Origin of the sequence: Tsukamurella paurometabola DSM 20162 (genome assembly GCF_000092225.1) — a bacterium.
Lineage (GTDB): Bacteria > Actinomycetota > Actinomycetes > Mycobacteriales > Mycobacteriaceae > Tsukamurella > Tsukamurella paurometabola.
On record NC_014158.1, the window covers coordinates 1,442,634 to 1,462,325 of the forward strand.

The window sequence follows — 19,692 nt, forward strand, 5'->3', positions numbered from 1 at the left end:
AGACGATATGGGAACCCTGCTGGTGGCGCACGGTACGCGCAACAACCACGGTGTCGCGATGATCGCCGATCTCGCCGCGGCGATGGCGGATCGGCTGGACGAGCAGGTGCGGGTGGCCTTCGTCGATGTTCTGGGACCCACCCCGAGCGAGGTGCTGACGAGCCTCGAGGAGCGCCCCACCGTCGTGGTACCCGCCTTCCTATCCAGCGGATTCCATGTGTGCCACGATCTTCCGCGCGAGATTGCTGAATCCGCGCACCCCGCGGTCACCGTCACCGATGCACTCGGTCCATCGCCGGAGCTCGCGCGCGCCATGCTCGGACGATTGCTCGACGCCGGCTGGCGTCGCGGCGACGCCGTGGTGATGGCCGCGGCGGGCACGCGTGATCCCCAGGCACAAGGGCAGATCCGGGCGACTGCTGCGATGCTCTCGGCGCTGGTCGGGGGCAGGGTGCGCATCGCATTCGCGGCGCCACCGAAGGACGGTTCCGGGTACCCCTCGGTGCCCGAGGTCGTGGCGGCGGCCCGTGCCGACGGTGCGCGGACCGTCGCGGTAGCTTCATATCTATTGGCGGAGGGGCTGTTCCAGCAGCGTCTGCGCGAATCCGATGGTGATATCGTGGCCGATCCACTGGGGCTGCATCCGGCGGTGGTGCGTCTAGCGTGTCTGCGCCGCCGACACGCCGGCTTCGCGGTCACCGGCCGGGTGGCGCCCGCGCGCTGACCTGCCTGCGACGTGACTGCGCCCCGCGAGGATTCGTCGCGGGGCGCAGTGCTCTCGCAATGAGCGTTCCGTTATGCGGATTCCGGTCGAGGCGGCCGATACCCGAATCTGATCTCGGGTGAATTCGCCACGAACACGGTGCCGTCCAAGGATATCCGGGTGTCGTACACGGGGATCGAGAAGTCGGGGGCATCGAGACAGCGTCCGTCGAGCAGGCTGAAGGCCTGCTTCTTGAGCGGTGACTGCACCACCGGGAATCCCCCGCGATCGCCGACGATGCCCCGCGACATCACCGCGGCCCGACCGATCGGGTCGATGTTGCCGATCGCTCGGATACTGTCGTCCGCCAACCGGAACAGAGCCACCTGGGCGCCGTCGGGCAGCAGCACCGCCACTCCGCGTAGCGGTTCTAGCCTGCCCACCGGACAGGCTGCCGTCCAATCCCGTGTCCAGCGGTGCAGATCGAAGGGGACGGTGGTCATCTCAGGCCTCCTGACCGGTGAGCGAGGTCTTGCGGGCGGGCATCGCCGGAGTTCCCATGAGAACCGGCACCCGGCGACCGTTCTTCTCGCCGAACTCGACGGTGGGATCCGGGGCACCGGGAGCGTTGACGAAGGAGACGAACCGGGCGAGCTTGTCGGGATCATCGAGCACGCCCTTCCACTCGCAGCCGTACCCGTCGACGTGCCGCTCGACGGTGGCCTCGAAATCGGCGTTCAGGCCGAGAGCATCGTCGATCACCACCTCCCGCAGGCGTTCCATACCGCCCTTGAGCGACTCCACCCAGGGCGCGGTGCGCTGCAGCCGGTCGGCGGTGCGGATGTAATACATGAGGAACCGGTCGACGTACTTGATCAGCGTCTCGGAGTCGAGGTCGCCGGCCAGCAGTTGCGCGTGTTTGGGCGTCATACCCCCGTTGCCGCCTACGTACAGATTCCAACCGGATTCGGTGGCGATCACGCCGACGTCTTTACCGCGGGCCTCGGCGCATTCGCGGGCGCAGCCCGAGACGCCCATTTTGATCTTGTGCGGCGACCGCAGGCCGCGGTAGCGCAGTTCCAGATCGATCGCCATCTGCACCGAATCCTGCTGGCCGTAACGGCACCAGTCGCTGCCCACGCAGCTCTTCACGGTGCGCAGTGACTTACCGTAGGCCTGGCCGGATTCCATACCCGCGTCCACCAGGCGCCGCCAGATCAGCGGCAGCTGATCGACGGTGGCGCCGAACATGTCGATGCGCTGGCCGCCCGTGATCTTGGTGTACAGCCCGAAGTCGCGGGCGATCTCGCCGATCACGATGAGTTGCTCGGCCGTCACATCGCCCCCGGGCATGCGCGGCACCACCGAATAGGTGCCGTTGCGCTGGATGTTCGCCAGGAAATGATCGTTGCTGTCCTGGAGCGAGGCCTGCTCGCCGTCGAGGATGTGATCGGAGCTGGTGGAGGCCAGGATCGAGGCCACCGTCGGCTTGCAGATGTCACAGCCGGTGCCCGAACCGAACCGATCGATCAGGCCCGAGAACGTGCGGATGCCGCTCGCCTGCACCAGTTCGAAGAGCTCGGCGCGGGACTGGGAGAAATGCTCGCACAGCGATTTCGAGACGGTGACGCCCTCGGATTCGAGCAGCTGCGACAGGAGCGGCACACAGGACCCGCACGAGGTGCCGGCCCCGGTGCAGCCCTTGAGCTCCGCCACCGTGCACGAGCCCTCGGCGATCGCGCCGCACAGTGTGCCCTTGGTGACATCGTTGCACGAGCAGATCTGCGCCGACTCGGGAAGAGCGCCGACGCCGATACCCGGGGAGCCGTCGCCCACCGGTGCGATCAGTGAGACGGGATCGCCGGGCAGAGACGAACCGACCAGCGGCCGGAGCACACCGTACTGCGAGGCATCGCCCACGAGCACGCCACCGAGCAGGGTCGAGGCGTCGTCGGAGAGCACCAGCTTGGCGTAGGTGCCGCCGATCGGGTCGCTCACCACCACATCGAGGGCGCCCTCGGTGGTGCCGAGCGCGTCGCCGAAGCTGGCCACGTCCACGCCGAGCAGCTTGAGCTTGGTCGACATGTCGGCACCGGGGAAGCAGGCGTCACCGCCGAGCAGGCGGTCCGCCACGACTTCCGCAGTGGCGTATCCGGGCCCCACCAGTCCGTAGCAGCGCCCGTCGATCGCAGCGACCTCACCGATCGCGTACACGTCGGGATCGGAGGTGACACAACCGACGTCGGTGAGCACGCCGCCGCGATCGCCGACGGCGATTCCGGCCTCACGGGCGAGCTCATCGCGCGGGCGCACACCGGCGGCGAAGACCACGACCGCCGCGTCGACCACCGATTCGTCCTTGAGTGTCACCGACAGGCCGTGCTCACCGGGGGAGATGTCAGTGGTTCCCGACGAGAGGCTGATATCGATGCCGAGCTCGGAGATCATCCGAGCCAGATGCTCACCGCCACCCGAGTCGACCTGCTGCGGCATGAGCCGCGGATTGACCTCGACCACCCGGGGGCGAAGGCCCAGCGAACGCAGCGCGTTCGCCGCCTCCAGCCCGAGCAGGCCGCCGCCGACCACGATGCCCACCGACTCGGCGTCCCGTGCTGCCGCGGCCTCGGCGTCGGCGCGGATGGCATCGAGGTCGTCGAGCGTGCGGTACACGTGGCAGCCGGGCAGGTCGTGACCGGGTACCGGTGGTACGAAGGCGTATGAGCCGGTGGCCAGTACCAGCGCGTCATAGGCGGTGCGCTCACCGGATTCGGTGGTCACCGACTTGGCGGCGGCGTCGATCGCCGCGACCCGGCTCCCGAGCCGGACCTCCACCAGATCGTCTCCGCGGTAGTCGTTCCCGGACAGGGCCAGCGCGCCTCGATCCCACGCCCCTACGTACGAGGTGAGACCCACGCGATCGTAGGCGGCGTCGGCCTCCTCGCCGAAGACGACGATGCGCCACACGCCGTCGGTGTCACGGGCGCGCAGCGCTTCGACGAAGCGGTGGCTGACCATGCCGTGTCCCACCACGACCACTGTGCGCGGGGCGTTCATTCGAGTCTCCTCTCGCCGGGATCGATGCCCGAAGCTGATGAGACCGACGGTATGGACCCGGTGTTGCGACGGGGTGCTGCCGCGTTGCGCTGTGATCACGGCTTCCTCACACCGGCCATGCGCGCGGTGTGAGCGCGTTCAGTACACGTCGCGCACGTACCGGCGTTCCGCCGAGAGCGCGGCCACATAGGCGTCGGCACTTCGCGGGGCCATGTGCCCGTGCTCGGCGACGATGCCGCGCAGTGCCTCGTCCACATCGCGGGCCATCCGGCTCGCGTCCCCGCACACGTACAGATGCGCACCGGCCCGGATCCATTGCCACAGTTCCGCCGCGTGCTCGCGCATCCGGTCCTGGACGTAGACCTTGGCGGCGGAATCGCGGGAGAAGGCCACGTCGAGGCGGGTGAGCACGCCGTCGGCGCTGAGTGCGTCGAGTTCGTGCCGGTAGTAGAAGTCGGTCGCCGCATGCTGCTCACCGAAGAACAGCCAGTTCGCGCCACTCGCCCCCGATCGTGCCCGGTCGTGCAGGAAGCCGCGGAAGGGCGCCACTCCGGTGCCCGGGCCGATCATGATCGCAGGGGCTCCGGGATCCGCCGGCGGGCGGAAGTGTTTGGTGCGCTGGATGAAAAGATCGACTTCATCGCCGGGGCGCAGGCCTGCCAGATAGCCGGTGCTCACCCCGTGCCGTCGCCTTCCGGCCACGTCGAAGCCGACGATAGACGGGGTGATCGCCACCTCGTGCGGGTGCTCGAGTGGGCTGGAGCTGATCGAGTACAGGCGTGGGGTGAGTGGCCGCAGCACGGAGAGCCACTCGTCGGCGCTCGCGTGTACCGGGTGCTGCGCGATCAGATCGAGTGCCTGCCGGCCCCACGACCAGACCGCGAATCCGCCGGGGTCGGCGATGGCCGCGTCCAGTTCGTGCGACGGCGCCCGGTCGTGCAGGAATCGCACCAGGTCGGGGGTGATACGCGTGAGATCGAGGGTGTCCAGCGGTGCCGCCTCCGGATTGACACCGGTGAGGGTGGCCCATTCGGCGATCACCTCGGGGCGGTTGCGCGGCCAGATGCCCAGTGCGTCACCCGCCGCGTAGCTGAGCGTGCCCTCCGGTAGGTCGAAGACGAAGGTGCGCACGTCCTTCGCCGATCCGGAGCCGCTCAGGCGTGCGGTCCGGACGAGGGTGGTGCGCAGCGGACGGGTGCGGCTGTACTCGGATTCGTCGGCCTCGGCGATCTGGGCCCTGGTCCCGAGCGCCGAGGCGACACTGTCCAGCCACCGGCGGGCGGGTTCGGCGAATTCGGGCTCGCAGGAGACGCGTTCGGCGATCCGGGCGCCGCCGAGGTGGGTGAGGCGAGCATCGAGTTTGCGCGCGAAGCCGCAGAAGTCGGCGTAGTTGGGGTCGCCGAAGCCGAGCACCGAGTACCGCAGGTCATCGAGGTCACCGGGTTCGGCGCGGGCGAGCGCATCCCATAGCGCGAGGCCGTTGTCGGGGGCGTCACCGTCGCCGGTGGTCGAGACCGTGAACAGGACTGTCCCGGCCCGGTCGCTGCGCAGGTCTGCGATCGAGACGGCGTCGGCGCTCCGCAACCGGACCGCGAGGCCGGCGTCCCGGAAAGCCTCGGCACAGGAATGCGCGTACGCCTCGGCGGTACCGGTCTGCGACGCCCAGATCACCGTGAGGTCGGGGGTGCCGATCTCGTCTTCGGGCTCCGCGACCGGTACGACGGCGTGCTCGACCACTGTCAGTGCCACGGCGCAGGCCTTGAACTCCGGCTGCAAGGAATCGGGGTCGACGGCATCACTGGTGACGGCGTTCACCGCCAGGTCGGTGCCGAAGGCGTCGTTCCAGTGCATCGGGGCGAAGCACACACCGGGCCGCACGGCGGGATCGACCGTGGCGGGTAGTACCGCTCGGCCCCGCCGGCTGCGGATCTCGACCCGATCGCCGTCGCCGATCCCGAGGCGTTCTGCGTCCTCGGGGTGCAGTTGGACGAAGGGGGCGGCATTGAGCTTGTTCAGCTTCGCCACCCGCCCCGTCTTCGTCATGGTGTGCCATTGATGCGCCGTCCGGCCTGTGGTCAGCAGCAGCGGGAACTCATCGTCCGGGAGTTCCGCCGGCGGAAGGTACGGGCGGGGCAGGAACCGGGCGCGTCCCGACGGGGTCGGGAACCGCAGTCCCCGCTCGGCGTCGAGGTAGCGGATCGGGTTGCGCGCCGGGCCGCCAGGAGCCGCGGGCCACTGCACCGGCTCACGACGCAACCGTTCGTGGTCGGCGCCGCGCACGTCCCAGCCGGTCTGGGTGTTCCGGAACCGCTTGAACTCGTCGAAGACCGCCGAGGCATCGGGATAGTCGAAGGCGTCTCCGTGGCCGAGCTCGCGCGCGATATCGCAGATCAACCGCCAGTCCGGGCGGGCCTCTCCGGGTGGCGGGGTCGCGGCCTCGGTCAGCGTGAGGGTGCGTTCGGAATTGACCATCACCCCATCGGCCTCGGCCCACAGAGCCGCGGGCAGCACTACGTCGGCGTAGGCGGCGGTCTCCGTGCCCGCGTAGGCGTCCTGCACGATCACGACGTCAGCGGTCTGGAGCGCCTCGATCACGGTGGACCGGTTCGCTACGGAGGCAACGGGGTTGGTGCAGATGATCCATGCCGCGCGGATCTCGCCGCGGCTCATGCGACGGTACATGTCGATAGTGCCGCCGCCCGGCGACGGGGTGCGGACGGTACCGGGAGGCAGGTTCCAGACCCGCTCGGCGAATTCGCGGTCCGCGGGCACCAGCGCGGAACGCTGGCCGGGAAGTCCCGGCCCCATGTATCCCATCTCGCGGCCGCCCATGGCGTTCGGCTGGCCGGTCAGGCTGAACGGGCCCGCGCCGGTCCGGCACAGCGCGCCGGTCGCGAGGTGCAGGTTCACCAGGGCGTTCGTGTTCCAGGTGCCGTGCGTGGACTGGTTGAGTCCCATCGTCCACAGGCTGACCCAGTTGCGGTTCGCAGCCACCAGTTCGGCGACGGCCCGGATCTGGTCCTCGCCGACCCCGGTCAGTCCGGCGACGCGGTCGACCGGGTATTCGTCGAGGAGAGCGGTCATCGCCTCCCAGCCCTCGGTGTGCGCGGCCACGAAGCCCTCGTCGACGGCACCCGCGTCGACGATCAGCCGCAGCAGGCCGTTGAGCAGTGCAAGATCGGTGCCCGGGCGCACCGCGAGGTGGATGTCGGCTTTCGCCGCCGTCGCGGTGCGCCGTGGATCGACCACGACGAGCTTCGCGCCGGCCTTGACCCGGTCCATCATCCGCAGGAAGAGGATGGGGTGGCAGTCGGCCATGTTGGAGCCGATCACCAGGAACAGGTCGGCGTGGTCCAGATCGTCGTAGCTGCCGGGCGGGCCATCGGCACCGAGCGACTGCTTGTAGCCGGTGCCGGCGCTGGCCATGCACAGCCGTGAGTTCGACTCCAGCCAGGACGTTCGCAGGAAGCCCTTGGCCAGCTTGGTCGCGAGGTACTGCGCCTCCAAGGACATCTGGCCCGAGACGTAGACGGCGATCGCATCGGGGCCGTGTTTGTCGCGCACCGCGCGCAGGCGGCGCCCGGCCTCAGCGACGGCTTCGTCGGCGCCGACTGGAGCCTGGTCACCGCCGCGGTGGGCGCGGACGAGTCCGGTGCTCTGCCGGCCACCCGCGGCGAGCAGATCAACGGTGGTGGCCCCCTTGGTGCACAGCCGGCCCCGGTTCGACGGATGGTCTTCGCGGCCGACGGACGCGATCACCCGGCCGTCGCGGACCTGCAGGTTCAGGCCGCAGCCCACCCCGCAGTATCCGCACACCGTGGCGGCCGTCGTCGTCATGCCTCCACGGTTCGTCGCCGCTGTTTCCGGTCGCGGGCATGCGTGTTACGGCGATGTGTCGAGGTCCGCCCGGTACCGCGATCGGGGCTGTGAGCCACCCGGCGGGGTGCGGCGAGCCGGATCGGCTCCGCCGCCGCGCCGGGCCGCCTACCGTGGGCAGTCATGAAGACGGCGCAGATCACCACGCTCGGCGGACCCACCTCCTTGGAACTGGTAGACGCTCCGAGCCCGGATCCCGGAACGACGAATGTGCTCATCGACGTTCGCGCGGCGGGCGTCGCGTTCCCCGAGGTCTTGCAGTCGCGCGGCCTCTATCAAGTCAAACCCGACCTGCCGTTCATTCCGGGGGCCGAGGTTGCCGGTACGGTCGCCGCCGCGCCGGAGGGTTCTGGGCTCGCCGTCGGGCAGCGGGTCGCGGCGCTCCCGCTGTTGGGGGGCTTCGCCGAACAGGTCGCGTGCTCCCCGGATGCGGTGTTCCCGATCCCGGATTCACTCTCCTACGAGGCGGCGGCCGCGATCCCGTTCAACTACCTGACCGCGCACTTCGCACTGCTCCACCGCGGTCGCCTGGCCGCCGGCGAATCAGTGCTCGTACACGGCGCGGCCGGCGGTATCGGCTCGGCGGCGATCCAGGTGGCGAAGGCCTTCGATGCGGGGCGGGTCATCGCGGTCACGTCTACGGAAGAGAAGGGGGAGGCCGCGGTCGCCGCGGGGGCCGATGAGTACGTACTCGCCGACAGCTTTCGCGAGGCGGTCACGGCAACGACCGGAGGCAAGGGCGTTGACATCGTGGTCGACCCCGTCGGCGGCGACCGATTCACCGATTCGCTGCGATCGCTTGCGACCGACGGCCGCGCGCTCGTGGTCGGATTCACCGCGGGCTCGATCCCCGAGGTCAAGGTCAATCGGCTGCTGCTGAACAACCTCGATGTGGTGGGCGTCGCGTGGGGTGCCTACGCGCTGGCCCGGCCCGGCTACCTGCAGCGCCAGTGGGCGCACCTCCTGCCGAAGATCGAGGCCGGGTTCATCGAACCGCTGATCGGTGAGACGTACCCGCTCGACCGAGTCACCGATGCGCTGCTCAGCATCGACGAGCGACGCGCGGTGGGCAAGATCCTCCTCGGCATCAGGGACTGACACTTCGATCGGAGACGATCACCACGAGGAATTCGTGATGGTAAAAACGTGTTGTGGTTGATGAAACAGACACCGGGGCGAAGCGGTCTGAGAATGTAGGGGTCGACGTCGACGTGATCGTCGGGGACGTCGTCAAGAGCCTGCTCGCGGCGGGTTTGATGGTGCTCGCCGCGGCACCGTTCATCGTCGGCATCATCGTTGTGGCGAACGGTTGGGTCGAGTTCTACGTTCCCGTCTGCCTGCTGATCGTGGCGGCAGCGATCGTGATCGCCGGCGAGCGCATCGCACGATCACTGCGTGCGCGCCGCTGACGCGCCCGACCGCCGTGACGCCGACACCCGCCGCGATGGGTACGCTGGACACGTTTGCCCCCGGCATCCCGGTGGGCGGTTTTCGTGTGAGACAGGGTAGGGACTGTGGCTGAATTCATCTACACCATGAAGAAGGTGCGTAAAGCGCACGGCGATAAGGTCATTCTCGATGACGTCACGATGTCGTTCTACCCCGGCGCCAAGATCGGCGTGGTCGGCCCGAACGGTGCCGGTAAGTCGTCGATCCTCAAGATCATGGCCGGGCTCGACCAGCCGAGCAACGGCGAGGCCTTCCTCGACCCGGAGGCCACCGTCGGCATCCTGATGCAGGAGCCTCAGCTCGATGAGACCAAGACCGTCAAGGAGAACGTCGAGGACGGCCTCGGCCAGACGATGGTCAACCTGCGCCGCTACAACGAGGTGGCTGAGCTGATGGCCACCGACTATACGGATGAGCTCATGGAGGAGATGGGCAAGCTGCAGGAGCAGCTCGATGCCGTGGACGCCTGGGAAGTCGACTCGCAGATCGAGCAGGCGATGGACGCGCTGCGCTGCCCGCCGGGCGACTCGCCGGTCACCACACTGTCCGGCGGTGAGAAGCGTCGCGTCGCGCTGTGCAAGCTGTTGCTCAGCAAGCCCGATCTGCTGCTGCTCGACGAGCCCACCAACCACCTCGACGCCGAGTCGGTGCTGTGGCTCGAGCAGCATCTCGCGAACTATCCCGGTGCCGTCCTCGCCGTGACCCACGACCGGTACTTCCTCGATCACGTCGCGCAGTGGATCTGCGAGGTCGAGCGCGGGAAGCTGCACGGCTACGAGGGCAACTACTCCACCTACCTGGAGAAGAAGGCCGAACGGCTCGAGGTGCAGGGCAAGAAGGATCAGAAGCTGCAGAAGCGGCTCAAGGAGGAGCTGGCGTGGGTCCGCTCCGGCGCGAAGGCCCGCCAGACCAAGAACAAGGCCCGTCTCGAGCGCTACGACGAGATGGCGGCCGAAGCCGAGAAGCACCGCAAGCTCGACTTTGAAGAGATCCAGATTCCCACGCCGCCGCGCTTGGGCAACGTGGTGGTCGAGGTCTCCCACCTGGACAAGGGCTTCGACGGCCGGGTCCTGATCAAGGACCTGACGTTCACGCTGCCGCGCAACGGCATCGTCGGCGTGATCGGCCCCAACGGCGTGGGCAAGACCACGCTGTTCAAGACCATCGTCGGCCTCGAGTCCCCGGATTCCGGCGATGTGAAGGTCGGCGAGACGGTCAAGCTCAGCTACGTCGACCAGAACCGCGCCAATATCGACCCGAAGAAGACGGTCTTCGAGGTGGTCTCCGACGGTCTGGACTACATCACCGTCGGCCAGAACGAGATGCCCTCGCGCGCCTACGTCAGCGCCTTCGGTTTCAAGGGCCCGGATCAGCAGAAGCCCTCGGAGGTGCTGTCCGGCGGTGAGCGCAACCGGCTGAACCTGGCACTGACCCTCAAAGAGGGCGGCAACCTGATCCTGCTCGACGAGCCCACCAACGATCTCGACGTCGAGACCCTGTCGAGTCTGGAGAACGCCCTCCAGGAGTTCCCGGGCTGCGCCGTGGTGATCTCGCACGACCGCTGGTTCCTCGACCGGACGTGCACCCACATCCTCGCGTGGGAGGGCAACGTCGAAGAGGGACAGTGGTTCTGGTTCGAGGGCAACTTCGAGGCCTACGAGGCGAACAAGGTGGAGCGGCTCGGTGCCGACGCGGCCCGTCCGCACGCCGTGACGCATCGCAAGCTCACCCGCGACTGAGCGTTCTCCGCCGACGACGGCGCCCGTCACCTCCACGGTGGTGGGCGCCGTCGTCGTTATTACTGGCCCGTAGCCCCCTCTCCGCCCGTAGTCTGGTCGTCGGAGCTCACAGCTCCGTCACACCTTGGCAACGGCGCCGCGTGCTGACCCTGCATTTCGCGTGTCCGCTGCCACGACCCGCAGGAGGAGCACGCCCGTGGCGCTGTCCGCGATCGACCAGTCCGCCTTTCCCCGCACCGCTGCCGCGGTGACGGCGCAGCCGCCGGGACGGTCCCCGTCGGACTTCATGACATGGCTCGCGGACGGGAACGCCAGGGTGCTCGGGAGTTGGAGCGACGGTGCGGGCACCGGGGTACTCAGCGACCCGGCGCCGCAGGTACGCGCTGTGCTCGACGCGTTGCCCGCGCCGGCGGCCGGAGACATCGCGGTGATCGAACTGGCGCAGCCCCTCGGTGATGCCGCCGGCGCGCCCTTCCTGCTCAATGCGACTCCCGCCGACGGCGGCGCCACTGTGTGCTACGCGATGGCGCTGACCGTTCTGGGCCTGCACGACAACGTCTTCGACATCCCGATGGTGGGGGCGAAGATCGAGCGGGTGCTCACCCGGATCGGCGTCGACCCGGCGGATTCGGCGAACCAGCGTCTGATGGAGTACATCCAGACGTTCCCGCGGCTGCGGCTCATCGTGGGCGATGAGGACGAACTGGCGCGGGTGTTCGGGGGGCTTCGTGAACTGAGCGACGGCGACCTCGCTCTGTTCCTGCGTACCGACAAACTGGCTCGGTTCGCGACCGCGCTGGTGTATCTGCCGCGCGATCGTTACACCTCCCGCGCCCGGGGTGTCCTGATCGATGTGCTTGAGGACGAGACCGGTATGCGGGTCGACCGGTTCACCGCCCGGGTTACTGAATCCGCCATCGCTCGAATTCAATTCGTGTTGCTCCCGCGCGACGAATCCGCGGTCCCGGTATTCCGCGCGGACGACGAGGCCCGGATCCGCGGACGGCTCGGCGAGGCGAGTCGCACATGGGACGAGGATGTCCTCGCCGCGGCCGCGGCCGCAGGTGCTGATGTGGAGACGGTGCGCACCTACCTCCCCGGGTTCTCACCGAATTACAAGGAGGATCAGGCGCCCGAGCTCGCGCTCGCCGATGTCACCCGGATCGACGGGCTCCCGGCCGAGGGAATGGACCTGGTCTTCTACGATCCGCCCGGCGAGGAGACCGGCCTGCGCTTCGCCATGTTCCTCACCGGTGGCCGGGTGACCCTGTCCCAGCTGCTCCCGGTGCTCCAGTCGTTGGGGGTCGAGGTGCTCGACGAGCGGCCGTACACGGTGCGCCGTCCCGACGGAGTGACCTGCACCGTCTACGACTTCGGCCTGCGGGCCCCGAAAGCGCTGCGTGACGCGGCTGTCGCCGGAGTCGCCGATGCCGACCTCGAGGCGCACCTCGCCGAGCGCCGGAAACTGGCCAGCGCCGGTGCCGCGGCGGTATGGCGCGGCGAGTGCGAGGTGGACCGGTTCAACGAATTGATCCTCGCTTTCGGTCTGGACTGGCGCCGGGTGGCACTGCTCCGCGCCGTCGGCCAGTACCTGCGGCAGTGCGGATTCGGGTACAGCCCCGGGCACATGGCACAGGTGCTGCTCGACCACCGCGATGCCGTGCTCGCGCTCCAGCGGCTGTGGGGCGCGACGTTCGACCCGGTGGCTGCCGACGCCGATGCCGCCGCGCAGGCCGAGGCCGATGTGCAGACGGCGCTGGCAGCGATCACCAGCCTCGACGCCGATCGGATCCTGCGGGCGTACCTGCACGTGGTGCAGGCGACGGTGCGCACCAACTTCTATGCCGATAAGCCGGTGATCTCGCTCAAGGTGGAGCCGGGCCGCATCCCCGAGGCGCCGAAGCCGAGGCCGCGGTTCGAGATCTTCGTCTACTCGCCGCGCGTGGAGGGCGTCCACCTGCGGTTCGGCATGGTGGCCCGCGGCGGCCTGCGCTGGTCGGACCGCCGCGAGGACTTCCGCACCGAGATCCTCGGACTGGTCAAGGCCCAGGCGGTCAAGAACGCGGTGATCGTGCCCGTCGGCGCCAAAGGCGGCTTCGTGGTGAAGAACCCGCCCGAACTCACCGGCGACATCGCGGTCGACCGCGAGGCCCAGCGCGCTGAGGGCGTGGCCTGCTACCGGTCGTTCATCTCGGGATTGCTCGACGTGACCGACAATTTGGGCCCCGACGGCGAGGTGTTGCCTCCCGAGCGAGTGGTGCGTCGCGATGGCGATGACACCTACCTCGTGGTGGCCGCCGACAAGGGCACCGCATCGTTCTCCGATATAGCCAACGACGTGGCCGATGGCTACGGCTTCTGGCTCGGCGACGCCTTCGCCTCCGGCGGGTCGGAGGGCTACGACCACAAGGGCATGGGCATCACCGCCCGAGGTGCCTGGGAGTCGGTGAAGATGCATTTCCGGGAGATGGGTGTCGACACTCATTCCGAGGACTTCACCGCTGCGGGTGTCGGCGATATGAGCGGGGACGTGTTCGGCAACGGCATGCTGCTCTCCGAGCACATCCGCCTGGTCGCCGCGTTCGACCATCGCGACATCTTCCTCGATCCGAACCCCGATGCCGCAGTGGGATTCGCCGAGCGGCGTCGTCTGTTCGACCTGCCGCGCTCGTCGTGGAAGGACTACGACACCGACAAGATCAGTGCCGGCGGCGGCGTTTTCAGCCGTGATCAGAAGTCGGTGCCGATCAGCCCCGAGGTGCGCGCCGCCTTGGCGTTGCCCGACGGTGTCACCGAGATGACCCCGCCCGAGTTGATCCGGGCCATCCTGCTGGCACCGGTCGACCTGCTGTGGAACGGCGGCATCGGCACCTACGTCAAGGCCTCGACGGAGACCGATCTCGCGGTCGGCGACCGCGCCAACGACGCCATCCGTGTCAATGGTAATGAGTTGCGCGCCAAGGTGATCGGTGAGGGTGGCAACCTCGGAGTCACGCCGCTGGGACGCATCGAGTTCGACCGCAGTGGCGGCCGGATCAACACCGACGCCCTCGACAACTCCGCCGGCGTGGACTGCTCCGACCACGAGGTGAACATCAAGATCCTGCTGGACCGGCAGATCGCCGCAGGTGCGATCGCCGGGGACGAGCGGCACGATCTGCTGGTCTCGATGACCGACGACGTCTCCCGTCTCGTCCTGGCGGACAACGTCTCCCAGAATCTCGCTCTGTCCGTGGAGCGCGCCCTGGCGCCGAAGATGGTGGACGTGCACGCCCGGATCCTGGCGGACCTGTCCCGCAATCGTGGTGTCGATCTGCGGTTGGAGGCATTGCCCACGCGCAAGGAGACCGACCGGTTGCAGGCCGCGGGGCAGGGACTCAGCTCGCCCGAACTGGCGAACCTGATGGCGCACGTGAAGCTCGCGATCAAGGACGACCTCCTGGCCGGTGACCTTCCTGACAACGATGCGCTCGCCGCCCGCCTGCCCGGCTACTTCCCGGATCGGCTGCGCGACCGCGCCGGCGATGCCGTCTTCGCCCATCCGCTGCGCCGTGAGATCGTGGCGACCCAGGTGGTCAACGAACTGGTGGACAACGCGGGCGTGAGTTTCGGATATCGCCTCTCGGAGGAGACCGGTGCCAGTGCGAGTGATGCGGTGCGCGCCTTCGTCGCCGTGAGCCGGGTCTTCGACCTGCCCACCACGTGGTCCGAGATCCGGGCGCTTCCGGTGTCCGCCGCCGAGACCGCGGCGCTGCTCGCCGAGAGCCGGCGGGTGCTCGACCGAGGTGCCCGCTGGATGCTCAACAGCCGGCCGCAGCCCATCGCGATCGGCGCCGAGGTCAATCGGTACGCCAGCCGGATCGCGGCACTGTCGGCGGCGATGGGCGAGTGGGGAATCGAGTACGACTCGCAGGCCCGTGCCTCTGCTGATCGGGCCGAATCCGCAGGCGTTCCGAGCGAGTTGGCGTTGAGCGTGAGCCGTGCGCTGTATCGGTTCAGCCTGCTCGACGTCGTCGATATCGCCGATATCACCGAGCGTGAGGACGACGAGGTCGGGCAGCTCTACTTCGCGATGATGCAGCACCTGCGGGTGGATCGGATGTTGGGGGCCGTCGCGGAATTGCCGCGTGGCGACCGATGGAGCGAAATGGCGCGGCTGGCACTGCGTGATGATCTGTACGGCGCGTTGCGGGCCCTGACGATCGAGGTGCTCAACTTCACCGATCCGGGGGAGCCCGCCGACCAGAAGATCGCCGACTGGGAGTCGCACAATTCCCGCAGCCTCGAGCGGGTGCGCTCGCTGCTCGCGGAGATCCTCGATGCCGAGGAGGGCGAGCCGCCGGCGAATCAGGAGTCGATCCTCTCGGTGGCCACGCGGGCCCTGAGGTCGGTGTTGCGCAGCGTCGGCTAGCGTGGCGGGGTGACCGAGTACAGCTTCACCGCGGCGGGCGTCACCGGCGTCCGGACCACCTTCGACGACGGAACGTCGGGCCTGACGGTTCCGGTGGATGTGCGCTGGTCCGATATGGACGTGTACCAGCACATCAATAACGCCCGCATGGTGACGCTGCTCGAGGAGGCGCGAATCCCGCTGCTCTTCGCGCCGGACGCGCCCACCCGCGACCTACTGGACGGGTTGCTGCTCGCGAAGCTGGAGGTCGAGTACCGGGGCCAGCTGCGCCATCAGGACTCACCTCTCCAGGTGACCGTGTGGACCTCCGCCGTGCGGGCCGCGGATTTCGTGGTGCATCACGAGGTCCGGCCCGCGGGAGCGGAGCTCGGGGCCGCTCCGGCGGTGGTGGCGACGGTGCGCCTCGCCGCCTTCGATGTGGCCGAGCAGCGGGTGCGCCGACTGTCAGGCGAACAGCGTGACTATCTGAAGTCGTTCTCGCGGTGAGTGATCGGCGACTGACCATCGCGGGGCCGGTGCGTGCCGACCTCGCGGCCTTCGCCACTCGGCTGCTCCGGACCGACGATTCGGCGGTGCTGCGCGTACGGCGCCGTGACGACGAGCGAGTCGAGGTATGGGGACGTACCGGCTTCGGGGTGCTCGCGGTGCGTGTGCTCGACGGCGCCGTGGCACCGGACTCGCTGGTCTGCAGCGCTGCCACCGTCCTCCAATCGGTCCGTGCGGACCCGTCGGCCGCCGACGGCTACGTCGACGTCGGCTTCGCGCTCGACTCGGCCTGGCGCGGCGCTCTGCCACCCGCCGGCGGGTTCACCCACGTCGACGATGTGCCCGCGGCGGCGTTGCGCGCGGTCGCCGAACGCGGCGTCGAAGTGGGGCGCGAGGCGGGCGGTCCAGCGGGGCCGCCACCGTCGCTTCTGGACTCGGATGTGATGGCCGTGACCGGGGCGGGGCAGACGGTACCGATCAGCCTGCGCACCGCGTTCTCGTTGGAAGCCATGGGATTCGCCGCCGACGGCGCGGACGAGCCCGTGCGGGTATCGGCGACCGCCACGTGGGTGCGCGTGGACGCCCGGTTCGGCTCGCTGTATCAGCGCCGGGAGGCCGGGCCGTCGCTACTGGTCTGACCGGCGTGTGAGGTCCGTGCGTCGTCGTGCAGTCGTGCACTGCGGTCCTGCTGGGCGAGGCGCCGCAGTGTCTGGAGCACTTTGTCGGACAACACCGTCCCGACGATCACGGTCTTGAGCGCCTCCGCGTCGTCGTCGGAGAGTACGTCGAGATCGGCGGAGGCGATCATCTCGGAGGCGTCGGCCCAGCGATCCAGCGTGTCGGTATCCGATACGGGGCACGACGCGAGGAGCGCGCGCAATTGGCTGCCCAGGACGGGGATGAGGGGGTCATGCTCCTGGATCCGCCAACCGCGTTCGCGGACGAAGCCCTCGGCGAGGGCGCTCCACTCGGCGTCGTCGACGACGGGGGAGGCTTCGACCAGCACCTCCTGAGCGACGCCGAACATGTCGTGACGTGCCACGGCCGGGCTGTCAAGGGCGTTCAGGACGCGCCGGATCTGAGCGAGCGAGAGCCCGCCGGAGTCGGCCAGCGCGCGGATCAACCGCACCCGCTCGACGTGCATCGGGCCGTAGTCGGATTGGGTGCGGGTGATCGGATCGCCCGGCGCCAGCAATGATTCACGCAGGTAGTACTTCAGGGAGGCGGTGCTGACGCCGGTCTCGGTGGAGAGTTCCGACAATTTCATGTGATGATCTTGACATAGGATAGTGGCACTCTCCAATATGGTTGGTGGGTTATCCAGCGGGATATCCGGCGGACGCGAGGAGCGGACCATGAACCACGACATGCAGACCGACACCTATGACGGCGATCTGGTGGTGTTCCTACTGGGGATGCGTCCGCGCCGCGCCTGGCGCCTGGGCCAGGCATTTTTCGTGAGCCGGGCGATGTTCCGGATGCAGGCCGAACTCGAACGCGACCGCGCCGCGGGTGGCGCGCTGGGATATCTCGGCGGGTTCAACGCGATCGCACCTACGGGTCCGATCGTGGTGCAGTACTGGCGTTCGTTCGCCGAACTCGAGAGCTACTCGCACGCCACCGAACTCGAACATCGACCTGCCTGGCTGACGTTCTACCGGTTGACTCATGGTGCGGGAGCGGCGCGCGTGGGCCTGTGGCACGAGACCTACCGCGTTCCCGCTGGCGCGCACGAGACGATCTACGCCGACCTCGCAGGGCCCGTCGGGCTCGGTGCCGCGATCGGCACGCAGCCGCTGGCCAACCGCGGCGGGACCTCCCGCGAGCGCATCGGCGCCTGACGGCGGCCGAGCCGGATCACGCCAGCCAGCAGGCCGCGTCCGGCGGCAGCAAACCGTCGACGAGCGACGCGCTCGCGAGAATCAGCTCGCCCTCGGGCAGTTCGACCGGGGTATCCGATGCGTTCACGACGCAGGTGAGCCGCCCGCCGACGCGCCGGAAGGCGGCGGTGCCGGGTCGGGGCGAGCCGTACCACTCGATGGCATCGCCGCGGAATTCCGGCCGGGTGCGACGCAACTCCAGCGCCGTCCGGTAGAGCGTGAGCGTCGAGCGCAGGTCCTCCAGTTCCGCCTCGGCGGTGAGGTCCGTCCAGTCGTCGGGCATCGGCAGCCAGGTGTCGGGATTGGTCGAGAATCCGTACGGTGGCGTGGTGCCCTGCCACGGTAGGGGCACGCGACAGCCGTCGCGACCGCGCTCGGTGTGGCCGGAACGCTCCCAGGTGGGATCCTGCAGTGCCTCGTCGGGCAGATCGACGTTCGGCAGCCCGAGTTCGGAACCGTTGTACAGGAACGCTGTTCCCGGCAAGGCCAGCTCGACGAGGATCATCGCCCGGGCGCGCGCCTGTCCCACGGCGCCGCCGCCGAAGCGGGTCACCTCGCGCGGCACGTCATGGTTCGACAGCGTCCAGGTGGCCGTTCCGCCCACCGATTCCACCGCGATCAACGAGTTATCGATCGCATCCCGGATCTCCCGCACGTCCCACGCCGCCTCCGCGAGCCGGAAGTTGAACCCGAGATGCAGTTCGTCGGGCCGGATGTACTCGGCGAAGCGGTCGTTGTCCTTGACCCAGATCTCGCCGATCGTCACTCGGTCCGGGAACTCGTTCATCACGGCGCGGATCCGCCGGTGGATCGCATGCACCCCCGGATCGTTGAATCGGAGGTCGTTCTCGTCGTTGTCCATGATCTGGTTGTTCGCCAGATCCATATCGGGCAGGCCCGCCGGCTTGGCCATGCCGTGCGCCACGTCGATCCGGAATCCGTCGACGCCGCGACCGAGCCAGAATCGGAGCGTGGCGGCCAGGTCCTCGAAGACGTCGTCGTTCTCCCAGTTCAGGTCGGGCTGCTCCGGAGCGAAGATGTGCAGGTACCACTGGCCGGGTCGGCCGTCCGCCTCGGTGACGCGGTGCCATGCGGGCCCGCCGAAGATACTGGGCCAGTTGTTCGGTGGCAGATCACCGTTGGGCCCCCGGCCGTCCCGGAAGATGTAGCGGTCCCGCTCGGGGCTGCCCGGCCCGGAAGCGAGTGCGGCCCGGAACCACGGATGCTGATCGGAGGTGTGGTTCGGCACCAGATCCATCGTGACCCGGATCCGGCGCGCATGCGCTTCGCGAATCAGGTCGTCCATATCCTGCAGATCGCCGAACAGCGGGTCGATATCGCGCGGGTCCGACACGTCGTATCCGTGGTCGGCCATGGGGGAGCGCATCACCGGGGAGAGCCACAGCGCATCGATGCCCAGCAACTCCAGGTATCCGAGCCGGTCGATCACCCCGCGCAGGTCGCCCACACCGTCGCCGTTCGAATCGGAGAAGGATCGCGGGTAGATCTGGTAGAAGGTCGCATCCTTCCACCACGGCGTCGAATCGCGGTGCGGGCCGGGGCCGGCGGGCGGCGTCATCTCACTCCTCGTTCTCCCCGCGCGGGTACGGCGGGAATCGTGCGGTGCCGGGGGTAGAGCGCTCAGGCGCCCAAGGGGGTGTTCACGAGCATCTGCGCGGCCATTTCACAGTAGGCCCTGAGCTCCTGCTTGCGGGCGGGCTCCATGCGGTCGTCGCCGATCGAAGCGATCGCGACGTCCATGCAGCGCAGCCACGCGTCCCGCTCGAGCTCGGTGATCCGGAAGGGCACGTGCCGCATGCGCAGCCGCGGGTGCCCCCGCTTCTCCGAATAGGTGCGCGGACCGCCCCAGTACTGCTCGAAGAACATCCGCAGCCGCTCCTCGGCGGGGCCGAGATCCGCCTCGGGATACAGCGGCCGCAGCAACTCGTCTCCGGCCACCTCGAGGTAGAACCGGTGGATGAGGTCACGGAAGGTCTCCGCGCCACCGACCGCGTCGTAGAAGCTCTGCTGCTGGCTGGGGCTGCTCACACCCTCCAGTCTCGCACGGGCTGCGACATCTCCCGATCTCCTGTT

At 68.6% G+C, this 19,692-nt stretch carries 14 protein-coding genes; 8 read left to right on the top strand and 6 right to left on the bottom strand.

Annotated features, from left to right (window positions below; all coding sequences use genetic code 11):
* Positions 1–7 precede the first annotated feature (7 nt).
* Positions 8–724, top strand: a complete 717-nt coding sequence (locus TPAU_RS06920) for a sirohydrochlorin chelatase (RefSeq protein ID WP_013126044.1) — start codon at positions 8–10, stop codon at positions 722–724.
* A 71-nt stretch (positions 725–795) separates the two neighbouring features.
* On the opposite strand, the gene nirD is transcribed toward TPAU_RS06920, so the two are convergent.
* The 3 genes from nirD to TPAU_RS06935 form a co-directional block, all read right to left on the bottom strand.
* On the bottom strand, positions 796–1,206 hold the full coding sequence (gene nirD, locus TPAU_RS06925) for a nitrite reductase small subunit NirD (protein WP_013126045.1): 411 nt from the start codon (positions 1,204–1,206) through the stop codon (positions 796–798).
* A 1-nt stretch (position 1,207) separates the two neighbouring features.
* Entirely contained in the window at positions 1,208–3,757 is a 2,550-nt protein-coding gene (gene nirB, locus TPAU_RS06930) for a nitrite reductase large subunit NirB (protein ID WP_013126046.1), read from the bottom strand.
* A 138-nt stretch (positions 3,758–3,895) separates the two neighbouring features.
* Positions 3,896–7,594, bottom strand: coding sequence for a bifunctional nitrate reductase/sulfite reductase flavoprotein subunit alpha (locus tag TPAU_RS06935; RefSeq protein WP_013126047.1), 3,699 nt, complete (start codon positions 7,592–7,594; stop codon positions 3,896–3,898).
* A 162-nt stretch (positions 7,595–7,756) separates the two neighbouring features.
* Here TPAU_RS06935 and TPAU_RS06940 point away from each other — a divergent pair, with 162 nt between their 5' ends.
* The 6 genes from TPAU_RS06940 (at position 7,757) to TPAU_RS06965 (ending at position 16,356) form a co-directional block, all read left to right on the top strand.
* A complete protein-coding gene (locus tag TPAU_RS06940) occupies positions 7,757–8,731 on the top strand; it encodes an NADPH:quinone oxidoreductase family protein (protein WP_013126048.1) in 975 nt (324 codons plus the stop codon).
* A 113-nt stretch (positions 8,732–8,844) separates the two neighbouring features.
* Positions 8,845–9,042 carry a hypothetical protein gene (locus TPAU_RS06945; protein ID WP_041944332.1) on the top strand — a complete coding sequence of 66 codons (198 nt, stop codon included), beginning with the start codon at positions 8,845–8,847 and terminating at the stop codon, positions 9,040–9,042.
* 105 nt (positions 9,043–9,147) lie between these two features.
* On the top strand, positions 9,148–10,821 hold the full coding sequence (gene ettA, locus TPAU_RS06950) for an energy-dependent translational throttle protein EttA (RefSeq protein ID WP_013126050.1): 1,674 nt from the start codon (positions 9,148–9,150) through the stop codon (positions 10,819–10,821).
* Between the two features lie 196 nt (positions 10,822–11,017).
* The gene (locus TPAU_RS06955; protein WP_013126051.1) at positions 11,018–15,232 is read left to right on the top strand and encodes an NAD-glutamate dehydrogenase; all 4,215 of its coding nucleotides are present in this window, start codon (positions 11,018–11,020) and stop codon (positions 15,230–15,232) included.
* Positions 15,233–15,313: 81 nt separating this feature from the next.
* Positions 15,314–15,718: an acyl-CoA thioesterase gene (locus TPAU_RS06960; protein WP_041944807.1), complete on the top strand. Its 405-nt coding sequence runs from the start codon at positions 15,314–15,316 to the stop codon at positions 15,716–15,718.
* Positions 15,715–16,356 carry a DUF8185 domain-containing protein gene (locus TPAU_RS06965; protein ID WP_013126053.1) on the top strand — a complete coding sequence of 214 codons (642 nt, stop codon included), beginning with the start codon at positions 15,715–15,717 and terminating at the stop codon, positions 16,354–16,356. Before TPAU_RS06960 ends, TPAU_RS06965 begins: the two co-directional genes overlap by 4 nt.
* On the opposite strand, the gene TPAU_RS06970 is transcribed toward TPAU_RS06965, so the two are convergent.
* Positions 16,320–16,985, bottom strand: a complete 666-nt coding sequence (locus tag TPAU_RS06970) for a MerR family transcriptional regulator (RefSeq protein WP_013126054.1) — start codon at positions 16,983–16,985, stop codon at positions 16,320–16,322. The two genes, TPAU_RS06965 and TPAU_RS06970, sit on opposite strands and share 37 nt — an antisense overlap.
* Positions 16,986–17,073: 88 nt before the next feature.
* On the opposite strand from TPAU_RS06970, the gene TPAU_RS06975 reads away from it, so the two are divergent.
* Positions 17,074–17,559 carry a DUF4188 domain-containing protein gene (locus TPAU_RS06975; protein ID WP_013126055.1) on the top strand — a complete coding sequence of 162 codons (486 nt, stop codon included), beginning with the start codon at positions 17,074–17,076 and terminating at the stop codon, positions 17,557–17,559.
* A 16-nt stretch (positions 17,560–17,575) separates the two neighbouring features.
* Here the strand turns inward: TPAU_RS06975 and TPAU_RS06980 are convergent, their stop codons facing one another.
* Positions 17,576–19,177, bottom strand: coding sequence for a glycoside hydrolase family 13 protein (locus TPAU_RS06980; RefSeq protein WP_013126056.1), 1,602 nt, complete (start codon positions 19,175–19,177; stop codon positions 17,576–17,578).
* A gap of 62 nt (positions 19,178–19,239) precedes the next feature.
* The gene (locus tag TPAU_RS23440; RefSeq protein ID WP_013126057.1) at positions 19,240–19,647 is read right to left on the bottom strand and encodes a globin; all 408 of its coding nucleotides are present in this window, start codon (positions 19,645–19,647) and stop codon (positions 19,240–19,242) included.
* Between the last annotated feature and the right edge of the window lie 45 nt (positions 19,648–19,692).

Excerpts from the sequence above, each read along its gene's own strand:
- TPAU_RS06980 (WP_013126056.1), bottom strand. The coding sequence starts at position 19,177 with ATGACGCCGCCCGCCGGCCCCGGCCCGCACCGCGATTCGACGCCGTGG.
- TPAU_RS06940 (WP_013126048.1), top strand. The coding sequence starts at position 7,757 with ATGAAGACGGCGCAGATCACCACGCTCGGCGGACCCACCTCCTTGGAA.
- nirD (WP_013126045.1), bottom strand. The coding sequence starts at position 1,206 with ATGACCACCGTCCCCTTCGATCTGCACCGCTGGACACGGGATTGGACG.
- TPAU_RS06970 (WP_013126054.1), bottom strand. The coding sequence starts at position 16,985 with ATGAAATTGTCGGAACTCTCCACCGAGACCGGCGTCAGCACCGCCTCC.
- TPAU_RS06935 (WP_013126047.1), bottom strand. The coding sequence starts at position 7,594 with ATGACGACGACGGCCGCCACGGTGTGCGGATACTGCGGGGTGGGCTGC.
- nirB (WP_013126046.1), bottom strand. The coding sequence starts at position 3,757 with ATGAACGCCCCGCGCACAGTGGTCGTGGTGGGACACGGCATGGTCAGC.
- TPAU_RS06920 (WP_013126044.1), top strand. The coding sequence starts at position 8 with ATGGGAACCCTGCTGGTGGCGCACGGTACGCGCAACAACCACGGTGTC.
- TPAU_RS06975 (WP_013126055.1), top strand. The coding sequence starts at position 17,074 with ATGAACCACGACATGCAGACCGACACCTATGACGGCGATCTGGTGGTG.